Here is a 15,191-nt window from a genome sequence, read left to right as displayed (position 1 = left end):
CGGCGCGATCCAACGACGCAAGGCTCAGCCTCTCGAGAAGACCTGTCGAGCCAGCCAGAACGAATGTGGAGATGCCCGGAGGATTGGCGTCCGCCGGGCACTCCCGCTTCGCTATTCGAAGTCCTTGACGTTCTTGAGCGTCACTAGGCCGGCGCCGGTATCGACATTGACATTGACTGCTTCGCCGCGAATGGCCTTAGCGACCGTATCGATGCCGAGTTCACCCATCTTTGCCGGGAATTGCGCAACGCTGGCGTCTTCCGCCCCCGACTTGATGGCTTCGATTTCACCGCAGCAGGCATCGAATCCAACCAGGATGATCTTGTCGTTGGCGATGCCGGCATTGCTGATCGCCTTGACGGCTCCCGGGATGGGCGGACCGCAGGCCGAGTAGATTGCCTTCAGATCGGGATGGGCTGTCAGAATGTCTTCCGCGACGGATGTCCCGAGTTCGAGTGTGCAGTTGGTCGCCCCTTTGCCGACGACATCGACCTTGAGGTCGCCAAGGCCCTGCATCATGCCGGTGACACGATCGTCGAGCGCGGGAACGCCCGGAACCCCTTGCAGGATGCCGATCTTGTCGCCGCTCTTGAGCACGGTTTTCAGGTATTCTCCGGCAATCTTGCCGCCGTTGAGGTTGTTCGTCGAAACAAGTGCCGTGGCACCCTTCCAGTTGGGGATGCTGTTGTCCACGAGCACCACCTTGATGCCTGCCGCAACCGCCTTGTCCAGCGCCGGAGCAACAGTGGGATCGACGGGTGTGATCGCCATCCCCTTGACGCCTTGCGTGATCATCGACTCGATCAGTGCGATCTGCCCCTCGATGTCCGTCGCCGCTTGCCCCTGTCCGGTCACCAGTTCGATCTCCGGATGGGCGGCCGCGTATTTCTTGGCGGCCTCTTCCATGGTCGAGTAGAACGGCACTGGAAATTTCGTGATCAAGCCGATTTTTACCTTGTCGGCCGCGTGGGCCGGCAGGGCGAGTGCGACGGCGATCGCAAGCCCTCCTAGCAGTCTCAGTTGAAGTCGCATTCTCGTTCCTCCCTTGGTTCTGGAGCGTCTTCCGGCGGAAGGCCTCCATTCGTTTGCGCGCTGCCGAGGCAGCCCGCAAAACTGCTTTCAGGCTCCGACGATCATCGAGACCAGTTCTTGTTTGTTGTCTTTCGTTGGCACGAGTTCGCCTACCTTGCGGCCCTGGCGCAGCACCACGGCGCGGTCGGCCAGTTCGATGACGTGCTCCATGTTGTGCGTGATCAGGATCACGGCGTTGCCTTGGTCGCGCAGCGTCGCCACGAGATCGAGCACCTGCCGGGATTCGCGCAGGCCGAGCGCCGCGGTAGGCTCGTCCAGGATGACAACCTTGCGGGCAAAGACGGTGGAGCGCGCGACCGCTATGGCCTGCCGCTGACCGCCCGACATCATCGCCACGACCGCGTCGAGCTTCGGCAGCGTCACCTTGAGATTGCCCAGAAGCGCCTCGGTTTCGGCGTCCATCCGCCGTTGCTTGAGGAAACGCAATCCGCGCGGCAGCCACTGCGGGCCGGAAATTTCACGGCCGGCGAAGAAATTCTGCGCTGGCGTAAGATTGTCGAACAGCGCGAGATCCTGGTAGACCGTCTCGATGCCGGCGAAACGCGCCTCCCCGGGGGAACGTATCGTCGTTATGGCCCCGTCGATGATGATCGAGCCCGAATCGAAGCGATGCACGCCACTGATGCACTTGATCAGCGTGGACTTGCCGGCGCCGTTGTCGCCAAGCAGACCGAGGATTTCGCCACGGCTTACGGAAATGTCGATGCCGGCAAGCGCCAGCACCGAACCGAACCGCTTGCTTGCGCCCCGCACGCTAAGCACCGGCGGGCTCGCTTCGTCGGCCTGGGCGGTTCGGCTGGCGAAAACGGCGTTCATGCCGGTTTCCCCGCCTGCATGACACGCACGCGTCCTTCGAGATAGTTGCGAAGAACGTCGCTCTCGACGGCGATGACAATGACCACGCCAATGGCGATGAGCTGGAAGAAGATGTTGACGTTGAGCAGGTTCAGCGCGTTGCGGATGACGCCGATCATGATGGCGCCGATCAGTGCGTTGCCAAGGTGGCCGCGGCCGCCGAGAAAGCTGGCGCCTCCGATGATGACCGCCGCGATCGTATCGAGCTCGAGAAGATTGCCGAACAGGGGCGAACCGGCATCGGTGCGTCCGGCCAGAAGGACCGCGCCGATGCCGGCGCAAGTGCCTGAGACCACGTAGGTCGAGACCAGTACCCAGGACACGGGAATGCCCATGCGCAACGCGGCATCAGGCCTGCCGCCGACTGCATAGATCCAGCGGCCCCAGACCATGGTTCGGGTCATCACGAGCAGCAGCGCCAGCACGCCAAGCACCACAAAGACTGAACCCGGCAGACCACCGATGGCGTCCGTACCCAGGGCACTTATTGCCGGCGGCATGCCGGGAATGGCGCGGCCATCCGCGAGCTGAAGGGCAAGCCCCTTGGCGATACTCAATGTGGCAAGCGTGATGATGAAAGGATGTGGCAGCCGCCCGAAAACGAAGAAGCCGCCGTTGATGGCACCGACCGCGGCGCCCGAAACGATCATGACGAAAATCACGGCAGCCGCCGAGCCCCCGGCGTGGAACGTCAACGCACCGACTACCGAAGCCAGGGCAAGGTTGGAACCAACCGACAGGTCGATACCCCGCGTGAGGATGACCAGATGCTGGCCCATCGCCACGACCGAGATCACCGCCGTCTGTGCCAGAATGTTGCCGATGTTTCGCTGCGTAAGGAAATAGGGCGACAGGAAGCTCAACAGGGCAATGAGCAGGGCCAGCACTAAAATCGGACCGACGCTCAGCACCTTCAACCCTAGCGCCAGCCCGGTTCCTTGCGACGCCGAAGTCGGATGATCGGCCTTGATGCCAGACTGATTTACAGCTTCAGGCAACATCTTCCCCCCGCCGGGCGCGTGCCGGTGTCAACGTTTTGATCGGCATTCCTTTATCGATAAAAATCAAGACTTATGGCGTTGCGTCAAGTTGTTTTTTATGGATAAAAAGTAGGGCAAAAAGGACATGGTATGCGGAGGGCAGTCCGATGAAGACGGATACGGTCTACAAGAAAGCATTCAACCGGATGCTCGACTTGCTCGCCGAGAGCCACTTGGAAGCGCGCCTGCCCTCCGAAAACGAGCTCAGAGGCAGGATGGGCGTCAGCCGGACGACCATAAGAAAAGTGCTGAAAGAACTGGCTGAGCGCTCGATTATTGCTGAAGAAGAGGGAGTTCGAACGATCGGAAGGTCGATCGACCGGAAGGACTATTTTCCGGACGCGGAGACGACCCCACGCAACCAGCATGTCGAGCAGCATTTCATGGAGTGGATGCTGCGCGGCGACACCAAGCCAGGCACATTCATCAATGAACTTGAACTGGCCCGGCAGTTCGGTGTCGCAACCAATGGCATTCGCGAATTCCTGATCCGATTCAGCCGCTTCGGACTGATCGAGAAGCGGCCGAATTCCGGGTGGCATTTCAAAGGCTTCACCGAAGCTTTCGCGCTGGAATTGTTCGAGATAAGGATGATGTTCGAACTAAGGTCGGCGCGCCTGTTTGCCCAACTGCCGGACTCATCACCGCTATGGGCGAACCTCGAAGCCCTCAAGACGGCACATGACGAACTGCGCGATGATATCGAAAGCCGATTCCACGATTTTTCCAGGCTTGATAACCGGTTTCATCGACTCATAAACGAGGCTTCCCCTAACCGCTTTATCGACGATTTCTATGATATCATCACCTTCATTTTTCACTACCACTATCAGTGGAACAAAAGGGATGAGAAGCAACGCAATCTAGCTGCGTTGACTGAACACATTGCGTATATCGATGCTTTGTTCAGCAGGGACCAAAGCCGGATTGAATCGGTCTGCCGAGCCCATCTTGCATCAGCTAGGCAGACGCTGATTCAGTCACTGATAGGATTTGAAGACCCGTCTTGAACCGCGCTGGGATTTCCGGAGGCCGTTTCGGCCGTATCTCCGCTTCAGGGTGGCAAGTCGCGCAAAGCTATCGCAGCAACAGCTCGCGCAGACGCAGCGGCAGTCGGGGCGAGGCTTGCAGTTCCGCACAACTCGCCTCCCATCGCTTCAGATACTCATCGATCGGGACACCGGTGCGGCCGGGCCAACGATTGAGTGCACCCAGCGCCTCGACGCAATCGGGCGCGCGGTCGTATTCGGCTAGGACAGTCACCGACATCGCCTGGGCGAACGGATTGAGGGCGGGCATTTCGATCTCTCCGCGATGATCGGTGAACCACGCGGCGGCGTTGCGAATGAGCCCTTGGCTTTCGGCGAGCGCCGCGTAGCGGTCGATGATGTCCTGGCGGTACCGGGCGATGGCATCGCCGAAGGCGTTGTCGCCGGCGAAGGGCGGGGCCTCCTTCCAGCTTTTCGCCAAGCGCCCGAGCCCGCGCAGCGAGTGGGCCTCCACCATGGCTTCCTCGAGCCATTGGCAGGGGGGGGCCGGCTTGGCGTCCGGCTGCCAGCTGTTGCAAAGGACATGGCCGAGCTCGTGGCCGAACTGGTAGGCGAGCTTCGACCAATCACGCTCACCGATGTCGACGATGATCCACGCCATATTGCCGCCGTCCGGATGCAGCCAGATAGCCGGCGTGCCGGAAGTGTGCTCGTCGACACGCAGGCGGCTGGGCTGGCGGTCTGAGAGCAGGCGCACGCCATCCAGGCAGGCATGCCGCATGCGCTCGACGACCTGCTCGGCCGAGCGCGGGAGCATGTGGCCCCAATCGCCGGCGAGTTCGATGGGGGCGGTGAGGAGTGTTCGCAGTGGGGTGGCCGAGGGAGATTTGGGTGACATGGCTGCGTAGGCTTTCCGCGAGCGGCTCCACAGCGTAGCTGGTGCCACGCTAGTCGCCAATGAGACGGCAGCAAGCATGCCAAACTTTCGCCTGTTCGTCAGTTGGTGCCCCCTTGTCCGAACAATTGGCGCCTGTCGCAGGGCAGTACCGCAATCCCACAACCATGGAACAACGCTTAGGCTGAACCTGCAAAAGGGGCAAGTGATGAATCGCGGACTTGCTAGCGCAGCAGCTTAAGAACCGTGCTCATTTGGAATGCCGCAGGCATCGAAGAACAGCGAAATATTTCCTGATAGGAGAAGGGGGAGGGTGTCACGGATTTGTCTTTCCTCCCAATCCCACCAGCGAATCTTGAGTAGAGTTGCGACCTCCCTCTCGGAAAAACGCAATCTCACAGTCTCTGCCGGATTTCCCACAACGATTCCGTATGGCGGAACATCACGCCGGACGACGCTTCCTGCCCCTATGACCGCTCCGTCTCCGATCCTTACACCAGAATGGATCATTGCATGGCTCGCGATCCAAACGTCGTTTCCGATAATGACATCGCCCCTGGTCGATGGGTGTCCGGATATATTTTCGGCCTCGGGCCAGTGGGCGATGGCGGAAAAAGGATAAGTTGTTATCCAATCCGAGCGGTGGTTCCCTCCAAGAAATATTTCAACGCCGTCTGCGATAGAACAAAATCTTCCGATCTTTAACGATGCTTTTTCACCCCACCATCGGACGATGGGAGCTCCATAGCTAAATTCTCCAATGTCAAAACCTCGGCCCTCCAACGCATCTCGAGTGAAGATTGGAATGACCTGAGGCATCTTTTTTCGACCTTAACGCAGAGAGGGCCTTCTTCCCGAGACTTTGCCTTGCGGCAATATCCGGTAGTTGTAAGCCATCACCTCGACCCAGTTTGTCGTCCGTAGTATTAGACCAGGATGATGACGCGCAAGCGGGATGACACAAGAACTGTCAGAGGTCAGAGACGGTTGCGCGACATCCAGTGAATATTCTTCGCAAAATTTGAAAAAATCATTCGGGATCAAATAGAACTTCAATGTCATCGTCCAGAAAAAAATCCCTCATAAATGTTATGCAATTCCGTCGCCTCGAATAGCCGTTTGGCAGCATGCATCTTTGAACGACCGCCCCAATCGTGGGCTCTACCGTAACCTACGCGCGGATATCGCCCCGCATTTGGCGCCCATAGGCACGCTCAGCCTCAGTTAGTGACCGCTTGCGCAGCACCACATGCATCTCGTCTACCGCCCGCGGGCAACGCAAAATCTCGTCATGTGAAACGCCTCGTGCTGCCAGCTCATGCCCCAACGAGCTATAGCGAAAGGTCTGCTCAATCAAATCGAATCTAGCTTCTGTCCATCCAAGATACCAATGCCATTCGCAATAGTAGAGCCAGCTCCGCTCATTAAATGCGTGCACATGCGTGGGATCTTGCCAAGCGCCGTATGACAGATCATACGGAACGGTTATGTGAAAAATACCACCGTATGCCAATAACTTTAAGCAATTTTCCATGGCGTGGACGAGATCATCGACGTGTTCAAGTACATGCGAGGCCGTAACGCTCGCAAACAACTCCGACTTTAGGTGAACAGTACCAAATCTCTCTGATATAAATTCGGAATTAAATAGCTCACGATCCGAAATGTCGGCAACAATATCAGGATTCCATTGCCTGCTAATGTCGATATTCAACTGGTTCGGATTGTACATCTTGCCACTGCCGATCACTAAATCGCCTGGAAGACGTGGCAAATCAACCCGGGCCAGCGCTTCAGAAAGTATTTTCTTGGCGCTGCGTTGACTAAATGCCTCGAAGCCTGCTGCTGCTACTTTATCGCGTCGATCTGGGTCGTTAACTAGCGCCTCAGTCGCATCGACAAGGTTCTCGTAAGGGGCTGGAACAAACGCGTTGGCCAAATCGTCGTCCACCAGTTCGCCGGGGTTTACTTCGCTTACTACAGCGCGCTTATTCGCCAGCAAGTCGGAAATGCGAATGATCTCAAGCTGACCACTATCATAGAAGTGCAAATTCAGCACCACTTTCGATCGCGCGATTAATCGGTCAAGTTGATCGCCGAATATGTTATAGACTGCTTCGACGCGCAGCCCGCGCGCACGCATTTCGTCAATTATTTTAGATCGCCTATCATTAAAGGAACCATAGAATAGAACGTCTATGTCCGGATTCTGATAATTTATCCGTGAAAGATCGCTCACATAGAACATTTTTAGGTAATGCACTGGCCGACCTATTCTATCGGACATGATTCTGGTATTGCTTTGATTGAAATCCCAAACAGTAAATCTTCGTAGAAGATTTTCGTATTCGTTAGAGATCCATTCGGATGCATGATTTTCAACGTTAAATATGACAGAATTAGTTGGCAATTTGGCTAAACCAGCCTCCCCGTAAAGGTTAGCACCTAGTACGATTGCCCGCCCGTTGAATCCCTGCGGCAACTCGTGGACGATGTCAGTTTCGATGGAAATCTCACGCAAACCACCCGCCAGCATCTGAATCAAGCTTGCGAGCACCTTCATCATCCCTGGATGAACGAGAAGTGTGATGTGACCTGCGATATTCACGCCGTTCTCCCCGAGACTGGTATCTTACCTGTTATGTTGCCTTCGCGAGCGTTTGAACCGGTAATGGCATGGTTCCTCACGCACCGATTTGCGCCATGTCCCACAGACACATCGCCTTCGACGCGTAGTGTTCCTCTGGCATGATCAGGAGTGGCAGCGGCAACGAGAATGGCGCTTGCTGTAAGTTGAGAAATCCGAATCCGCCCGGTTCCGCCGCGATGTCCTGTGCCGAGGTCGAATGGCTTGAGGTGAACAGCCAGCGCGCGCCGCTTTTCTTGAAGTTGCGCAGCACACGCCAGATATCGGGCTCGGTCAGATGCTGCAGACAGTCGCGTGAAAAAATAAGGTCGACGTTCGGCAGTGGATCGGCAGCCAGATCGAGTACGCAGAATTCGCGATTCGCGTACCGCATCCGGTTCGTTTCAATGACTTCCGGAACGATATCGCAACCGATGTAATGCGTTTTGGCCACGTCGACGAAGCGCATCCAGTTGAAGTCGCCGCAGGGCGCATCGAGCATGGACTTTACGTCCAATGCGCGCAAAAGCATCGGCAATACGGTTCGCACGCGATGCGTCGTCGCGTACGCTGAGCCGAGTCCGGAGCGCGATTCCGCGGAGCCCCACTCGTTGCCTTGATAAATGCGCGCGAAGGCTTCGCGGGAATCATCGGGCGTGCTTTGCGTCATCGAATGCGACCTATTGTGCTTCCAAAGGACAAACTAGCTCGGCTCTCTGTGATCTGCGTCGGTCCGGTCTGACGGCGGTTCATTATCGTGAATGACGAGTGGTGGCATGCAAAGGAAAGCTTGCATTGAGCCATACGCCGCGCACATCGCGCAATCGATACCCGTGTCATCGAGGATGACGGCAGTTCCAGGAAATGGGACCTGTCTGCTTCGTAGCGGCAGACATTTTTCCAGAAGTATTCGTGCGCCTCTTGGCGTGACTGTGTAGGCCTGGATTCCAAATGAGTGCTCTACCCTGACGAGCGAGCGCGAGAATCTCTCTGCTTGAAACAGGGCAGGTTTATTCTTATGCCGACAGTCGTAAAATTCCAGTTTTGCTTTGGAGAACCCGAAATCTAACCAGAGAAACAATGGGTCGAATATATACCCCCACTGTATCAAGTCCCAATCCGCGGGCGCTTGAGATAAAATATCGGCGGATTCCTCCATGAATCGAAACGATGATCGAACATCGTCTTCAAAAATGGTTATCGCCTTGTTCTCTGAAGCCGACAGCTTCCACAAGTTGATATGCGATAGAGCGCATCCCAGCGTGCCCGGGGGGTACGGACAATCACTGGTAATCAGCCCTTCCTTGATGAGCGCCCCCCTGTCGAGAGAAGTGCCGTCAACGGCCGATACGCGAACCGTATTGTGCATCAGATGCCAGTTGTTGCTTTGATAGCTGCTCCAGCGCTCGACGCTGCGGTCGAGGTTTATCAGGTGTATTTTCGGCGAATCCTTCGGCTCGACAGGTCGATCCGGCATCGGTAGGAAGCCCGGGAGCGTGACGCCAGTGGATACGGAGGTATCGCCCGCACCGTGCAACAGCGTTCGGGCGCGCTCGATCCCGTCACTCACATGGTATTGGCCGTCGCCGAAGGTGATGTAGCCGTAGACCTGCCGGTTGTCCATGTACTGGACGATGCGGGCCTTCCTGGCGCTGTCGGCAAAGATGACATACTCATACCTTGACGTACCGTCATCATATGTCAGTTCCGTTAGCACGTCGGCGCGCACGAGATAGGTGCAGTGCACGAGCGGCATCTCGATGACGCCGCGCACATGCCGGTTGAGCACCCACCCATATTGGTCGCATTGCATGTAATAGCCCTTGGCATCGACCTCTGCGTGGTAGTTCGAATAATATTGGCCGGGCGAGATGGAGCGTAGCAGCGGCGCGACGATCGGCAGGTCGAGCGCGACAAGCTCCCGTAGCGTGGCCGGTCGCACGAAATTGTCGACGTCGGCGACGAAATAGAAGTCGCAATTGTGCTCAAGGGTCTTCCCCAGGCTGATGTTGCGAATTCGGCCGAGTACCTTGAAGCGCGTCTCGTTCCATTCGTGTTCGCGAAACTGCTCGACCCGATCAGCCACGTCCGAGGCATCGAACTCAACCGCCGCGTAGAGGTGGCGTACACGCTCCACCCATTCGCGGAGTATGTGCTCGGTCCTGTCGGTGTTGTTGTTTGTCCTGATGTAAAGGACGATCGACCCCTTCGGGTAGTCGAGCGCCTCGATGCACTCGAGGTAAAGGGGGAGTGCCGGCTCTTTCTGCTTTGCCAGGATCGTTACCAGCACGCGAGGCGTGCCCTTCATGCGCGATCGCAACGAACGCTGCGGGATGAGCTTGTGCTGCTCAACCAAGCCCTCGGCGCCAAGCTTTCCTAAATTCGGTGGCTCGCTGACCTGCAGCTTGTCGGCGGCAAAGCGCGCGTTGGCCACCACTCGCTTCAGCATGTCTGGTGGCAACTTGTCGCTGGCCAGTAATTTCAGGCAGGCATCGAGTGATTCCCGGTATGCGCCTGACCAGTAGGCGTTGATTGAAAACTCATCGAGAAGCCCATAGTCGTAGACCCAGGGCTGAACGAAAAGGCCCGCAGGCACATCGAGACTCAAGCCGCGACGCGCATGCTCACGGCCCTCTGCGTTTCGGCCCTGCTTGCGGCAGTAAAGGCTCGCCGCATGCAGAGCCTCCGCTCGGGAAGGTACAGTCTGGGTTGCACGCTCATATATGCCGATGATGTCTTCGAATGGCCTGTCCAGGGTCGCCATCAGGTTACCCGCCTCCAGCAGGCTTACATAGACCTCCTCGTTCCAAAATCCTTGGTCGGCACGCTTCAGATAGTGCTCCAGCGCTTTTTCACGTTCACCGCAGTCTCTATAGCTCTGCGCCAAATAAAATGTGTACCGCGAAATCAGGAACGGATCGGTTTCGGTTCGGAGGACATTCTCCAAAACTGCCGCATCGTCCTGGTATTTCCGTGGATTTTGACTGCGCGCTCCGCCACGCCCCGTCGCTATCTTGAAACCCTTGGCAGTCTGACGAGTAATGGGCCCGGTAGGAGCCTCGAGATATTCGTGCAGCACACCCTTGAAGGAGAAGGGCAGTCGGTTGCGACACATCTGCGGGCGATAAAACGAAATGCCGCCGTGAGACACCTCGACGTCATATAGATCGTGTTCCATCTGCGACTTGAAAGTGTTCGGATCGAAGCTGGGGTCCAAGATTAGGACATCGTCCGCATCGATGATCATTGCATAGTCGACCGTCTCGACTTCACGCAACCGATCAAGGGCGAATGTACGGTTGTATGCGAAGTCCCGCCACGGCTCGTCGATGACTACGCCCTTGACATTGTGAGCGGCGAGGAAGCTGCGGATAATTTCTTGCGTACCATCCTCGGAACCTGTGTCGACGACGAGCACATAATCTACAAGGGGGAGCACGCTAGCGAGGCATTGCAGAATGACCTTCGCCTCGTTCTTGACGATCATGCATAGGCCGATGGTGCTCATGCAAATCCCTCGATCATGTTGAGGCAGAGGCGCTTGACGTTTGTCATCTGTGAATCGTCGGCTCTCTGTTTCAAGTGCTGCTTTGCCTTGCCTTCGGGATGGGACTGCCTTGGTGCGCCAGCATAATCTCTATTCCCAAATATCGGATCATTCGTTCTATCGGTTTCTGCGGGGTCGTTCCCGGGAAACCTTGCTTAACCTTATCCATCATGGTTAACCCCGAGCCGTTCGTCCAGCGGCAGCACGGACCATGCGGGCGCGATTGCGGATGTTGTGCGCTGCAACCCCGTTCAAACAGCGATACCTCATCACAATTGCTAGCAAGCGCCAGGCCGCCGCAACGGTCGACACGTTGCCTCCTTGCAAAGGTGTGACGCCGTCGCGCAAGGCGGTCCTTGGTCGAGTGCATCTGAGGATCGGCCGGAATCGAAACCAAGCCTTTGCGTCCAGGTTCTCGGAATCTGCAACGGCACGAAACTTCGACGGGCTGTCGCCAGCTTTATCGTCCATTGCCCATTTCCTCCATTCATAGTTTACAAATCACTAATTTTTGAACTACTAATATAACGTATTGGATGGTCGCAAGTCTCATGGCCTGGTCAGCCGCGAGGTCTACCAACGTTGTGAGGAATGCGCCGGGGGTTCTGGCAGTAAAGCCAAATCGCGTATGAGGAGAGGGCGCGCAGCAGGGCGTGCCTGATGTTGGCGACGTCAACCTGTCCTTCGGCGGAAGGCAGACGGCTTAGTTCTGGAATTCCCTCACGAGTTGTCGCCGAGACATCGGCGTCATCGTTGACGGGAGTGGGTATTGAATCGAGTCTTGTCACCTGCGTATGGAGCAGAGCCTCGGCTCGGCTCGCCGCAAAGCCATTCGCGGTCAACGGCCGATGGCGTCTGCGAACTGCTTTTCGCCGATTCCGCGATATCCGACGTCCGCGAACGCGGCGCAGGCCCGGCGGTGGTAACTTCGATTGTCGCAGATCACTTGTGGCTCCCCTTCATTCATTCGAAGGACGACGGACTTCCAATCCCGGAGTTTCCTGACGAGCTGACGCCGAGCCTTCGGCGTAGCCTGGAGGGATTGCGTAGTGGGTGGGATGACATTGCCTGCCGACCGGCGGTGCCGTGGGGCAGCACCCCGTTTCGAACGGCTCAAATCCATTTGCAGACAAGCGCTGGAAACGATCGGCCAGACGCTGCAACCGATGCTTTGGATATCGGCGGCCCTCCCTTCATGGCAGTTGCAGGCAGCTCACGGCGGGGTCGTCCACGCTTCGATGATCCGCCCCACGACCACCAATGTGGCGCCGGCCGATGCCACGACGCCGCCAACCCGACAGAGACTATCCGCCTGCTCGAGCCCGCCGACGAGATCGTCAGGCGCAGGCATTCGGCGGCGGCTGCAAATTGAGGGTGAGGACAGAAAACGCCGCGGCGCATTCGTCGCTGACCAGGGAGAGTATTATGAGCTACGCAGCAGGGTTTGCGGTTATGGAAGTCACCGTTAGGGGCGTTTTGCCGATCGGCGAGACGACCGAAAATGTGACTTATTTTATCCTGGACACCGCCAAGAGCGCGATCGTCGGCCAGATCGTCCTTCCCAAAGCCGTCAAGCGAAGCCTCGCCGTCGCTCTCACCGTCAAGGTGCCAAGCACTGCCGGCTCATTTGCGATTGGCGCCTTCGACGATGGTGGGAATTTCCAGGCCGCCAGCTTCCTGCGGGTAGAGACCCCCGCCGTGGAACGTCCCGACGGTGCCGTCGGGCCGTCCGGAAGATGACCGCCTAACCTTCTTGTCCTTACCACGCCCCGGCCAAGCCGGAGCGTGCTTTCCGTTGATTGAATTCAAGCCAACAGGAGCCAGTCATGGCCCGTGCCTCTGAAATTCTCTTTGTCGACCCTTCGATCTCCGACCTCGAGACTGTTATCGGCAACCTTAGGCCCGAAGTCCTGGCTGTCGTGCTCGATGGCCGCCGCCCGGCGGCGCGGCAGATCGCTGCCGCGCTTGCGTCGCACGAAGGGCTCGAGGCGATCCACGTCATGGCCCATGGCGCTCCGGGCCGTGTCAACTTCGCCACGGGAGAATGGTCGGTCCGGACACTGGACGCAGCAGCGGACGATTTCGCCGCAATCGGCAGGGCCCTTGCCGCAAACGGCGAACTGCGGCTGTGGAGCTGCGAAACGGCGTCAGGGCATGCTGGCGAGGTCTTCGTGGCGGCGCTGGAAGAGGCCGTCGGCGCGGATGTCCGCGCATCGAGATCGTTGGTTGGCAGGGCCGCCCTGGGCGGCGCCTGGGAACTTTCAGCACGCGCGAGCGCGTCCCCGCCCCTGCCGCCGCTGACCTCGCATGGGCTGGCTAGTTACGCCGGTGTGCTTACGGCGGGTGATCTGACACTGACCGGCGCGATAGCAAGCGGAAACTCTAAAAGTATCAATACGTTCTATCTTGTAGATACAACCACAAGCCCGGCAACTGTCGTCGGAAGCTTTGTTCTTCCTTCCTCAACTAATAGCATTGCTTTCAATTTCGCCGTAACAATCACAATTCCCGACACAACTCACACGTACCAGATATACGAGAGCGGGTTTAATCTATACGGGACGCTAACGCCTAGCGGCGGTAGTAATTATACGTTTTCAACGGATGCTGGAAACAACGGTCATAATGGCGATACGTTTGCTGGCGGTAGTCTTGCCATCACGAGCGCAGGTGCAGCGGGTCCGACCGGGCCCACGGGCCCCACGGGCGCCACGGGCGCCGGTTCCACGGGAGCAACAGGTGCGACTGGTGCTACCGGCTCGACTGGCGCGACTGGTGCTACCGGCTCGACTGGCGCGACTGGTGCTACCGGCTCGACTGGCGCAACCGGAGCGACCGGCGCCACGGGTGCTAGCGGCTCGACCGGCAGTACCGGCGCCACAGGCGCTACGGGCGGAACTGGAGCGACAGGCGCTACCGGTGCTAGCGGCGCGACAGGTGCGTCTGGCGCAAGCGGCCCGACTGGTGCTACCGGCTCGACTGGAGCAACGGGCGCAACCGGAGCGACCGGCGCCACGGGCGGAACTGGAGCGACAGGTGCTAGCGGCGCGACGGGCGCGTCTGGCGCCACCGGTGCGACCGGCAGTACAGGTGCGACCGGCGGAACCGGGGCCACAGGCTCGACAGGAGCAACTGGCTCCACGGGTGCGTCTGGCGCAACCGGCGCCACGGGTGCTAGCGGCGCGACCGGCAGTACCGGCGCCACAGGTGCAACAGGCGCTACGGGCGGAACTGGAGCGACAGGTGCTAGCGGCGCGACAGGCGCGTCTGGCGCCACCGGTGCGACCGGCAGTACAGGTGCGACCGGCGGAACCGGGGCCACAGGCGCGACCGGTGCAACCGGCTCGACCGGGGCGACCGGCGATACCGGAGCCACGGGTTCGACCGGAGCAACCGGCTCGACTGGCGCCACGGGTGATACCGGTTCTACCGGTGCGACGGGCTCGACCGGTGCCACAGGCTCGACTGGCGATACCGGGGCCACAGGCTCGACCGGTGCCACTGGCTCGACCGGGGCAACCGGCTCGACAGGTGGGACCGGCGCCACTGGCTCGACCGGCTCGACCGGGGCCACCGGCGCGACTGGCTCGACCGGAGCGACCGGCTCGACCGGAGCGACCGGCTCTACCGGTGCGACTGGCTCGACCGGGGCAACGGGTTCGACCGGGGCAACCGGCTCGACTGGTGCAACCGGCTCTACCGGAGCGACCGGCTCGACTGGTGCCACTGGTTCGACCGGTGCAACGGGTTCGACCGGTGCGACTGGCTCGACTGGAGCGACTGGCTCTACCGGAGCAACCGGCTCGACAGGTGCAACTGGTTCGACAGGTGCAACTGGTTCGACCGGAGCGACCGGCTCGACCGGGGCAACGGGTTCGACAGGCGCCACTGGCTCGACCGGAGCGACCGGCTCGACCGGAGCGACCGGCTCGACTGGTGCCACTGGTTCGACCGGGGCAACGGGTTCGACCGGGGCAACGGGTTCGACCGGTGCGACTGGCTCGACTGGTGCGACCGGCTCAACGGGTGCAACCGGCTCTACCGGTGCGACTGGCTCGACCGGGGCAACGGGTTCGACCGGGGCAACGGGTTCGACCGGTGCCACCGGCTCTACCGGAGCAACCGGCTCGACCGGAGCGACTGGCTC

The 15,191-nt window shown here is 58.9% G+C and carries 12 protein-coding genes and 1 pseudogene; 3 read left to right on the top strand and 10 right to left on the bottom strand.

What is annotated here, in order from left to right:
- Positions 1–111 precede the first annotated feature (111 nt).
- From C7I87_RS32685 to C7I87_RS32675, 3 genes are all read right to left on the bottom strand, one after another.
- Positions 112–1,032 (bottom strand): sugar ABC transporter substrate-binding protein, encoded by a 921-nt coding sequence (locus C7I87_RS32685; RefSeq protein WP_149908079.1) that lies wholly within the window; start codon positions 1,030–1,032, stop codon positions 112–114.
- An 87-nt stretch (positions 1,033–1,119) separates the two neighbouring features.
- A complete protein-coding gene (locus tag C7I87_RS32680; RefSeq protein WP_149908078.1) occupies positions 1,120–1,908 on the bottom strand; it encodes an ATP-binding cassette domain-containing protein in 789 nt (262 codons plus the stop codon).
- Positions 1,905–2,948, bottom strand: a complete 1,044-nt coding sequence (locus tag C7I87_RS32675) for an ABC transporter permease (protein ID WP_149908077.1) — start codon at positions 2,946–2,948, stop codon at positions 1,905–1,907. Before C7I87_RS32675 ends, C7I87_RS32680 begins: the two co-directional genes overlap by 4 nt.
- A 146-nt stretch (positions 2,949–3,094) precedes the next feature.
- On the opposite strand from C7I87_RS32675, the gene C7I87_RS32670 reads away from it, so the two are divergent.
- Positions 3,095–3,997, top strand: coding sequence for a GntR family transcriptional regulator (locus C7I87_RS32670; protein ID WP_149908076.1), 903 nt, complete (start codon positions 3,095–3,097; stop codon positions 3,995–3,997).
- A 67-nt stretch (positions 3,998–4,064) separates the two neighbouring features.
- On the opposite strand, the gene C7I87_RS32665 is transcribed toward C7I87_RS32670, so the two are convergent.
- The 6 genes from C7I87_RS32665 to C7I87_RS35475 form a co-directional block, all read right to left on the bottom strand.
- Positions 4,065–4,874 (bottom strand): hypothetical protein, encoded by an 810-nt coding sequence (locus C7I87_RS32665; protein ID WP_188394089.1) that lies wholly within the window; start codon positions 4,872–4,874, stop codon positions 4,065–4,067.
- 234 nt (positions 4,875–5,108) lie between these two features.
- Positions 5,109–5,690 (bottom strand): CatB-related O-acetyltransferase, encoded by a 582-nt coding sequence (locus C7I87_RS36915; protein WP_149908075.1) that lies wholly within the window; start codon positions 5,688–5,690, stop codon positions 5,109–5,111.
- 352 nt (positions 5,691–6,042) lie between these two features.
- Positions 6,043–7,479 (bottom strand): methyltransferase domain-containing protein, encoded by a 1,437-nt coding sequence (locus C7I87_RS32655; protein ID WP_149908074.1) that lies wholly within the window; start codon positions 7,477–7,479, stop codon positions 6,043–6,045.
- Between the two features lie 76 nt (positions 7,480–7,555).
- On the bottom strand, positions 7,556–8,167 hold the full coding sequence (locus tag C7I87_RS32650; protein WP_149908073.1) for a class I SAM-dependent methyltransferase: 612 nt from the start codon (positions 8,165–8,167) through the stop codon (positions 7,556–7,558).
- Positions 8,168–8,200: 33 nt separating this feature from the next.
- Positions 8,201–11,005, bottom strand: coding sequence for a glycosyltransferase family 25 protein (locus tag C7I87_RS32645; RefSeq protein ID WP_149908072.1), 2,805 nt, complete (start codon positions 11,003–11,005; stop codon positions 8,201–8,203).
- Positions 11,006–12,257: 1,252 nt separating this feature from the next.
- Positions 12,258–12,395 (bottom strand): hypothetical protein, encoded by a 138-nt coding sequence (locus C7I87_RS35475; RefSeq protein WP_188394088.1) that lies wholly within the window; start codon positions 12,393–12,395, stop codon positions 12,258–12,260.
- Between the two features lie 74 nt (positions 12,396–12,469).
- Between C7I87_RS35475 and C7I87_RS32640 the strand changes: the two genes are divergently transcribed.
- Both C7I87_RS32640 and C7I87_RS36275 read left to right on the top strand, forming a co-directional pair.
- The gene (locus C7I87_RS32640; RefSeq protein ID WP_149908071.1) at positions 12,470–12,784 is read left to right on the top strand and encodes a hypothetical protein; all 315 of its coding nucleotides are present in this window, start codon (positions 12,470–12,472) and stop codon (positions 12,782–12,784) included.
- A gap of 86 nt (positions 12,785–12,870) precedes the next feature.
- Positions 12,871–13,320, top strand: a pseudogene (locus C7I87_RS36275) (DUF4347 domain-containing protein); the annotation flags it as partial.
- A gap of 344 nt (positions 13,321–13,664) precedes the next feature.
- Here C7I87_RS36275 and C7I87_RS36270 read toward each other — a convergent pair.
- On the bottom strand, positions 13,665–15,191 hold a 1,527-nt coding region (locus C7I87_RS36270), incomplete at its 5' end, for a DUF4573 domain-containing protein (protein WP_246696507.1).

Origin of the sequence: Mesorhizobium sp. SARCC-RB16n, assembly GCF_008520305.1 — a bacterium.
In the GTDB taxonomy this organism is placed as follows: Bacteria; Pseudomonadota; Alphaproteobacteria; order Rhizobiales; family Rhizobiaceae; genus Mesorhizobium.
Note: the sequence above shows the minus strand (reverse complement) of the source record. Positions and strands in the feature narration are given on the sequence as shown.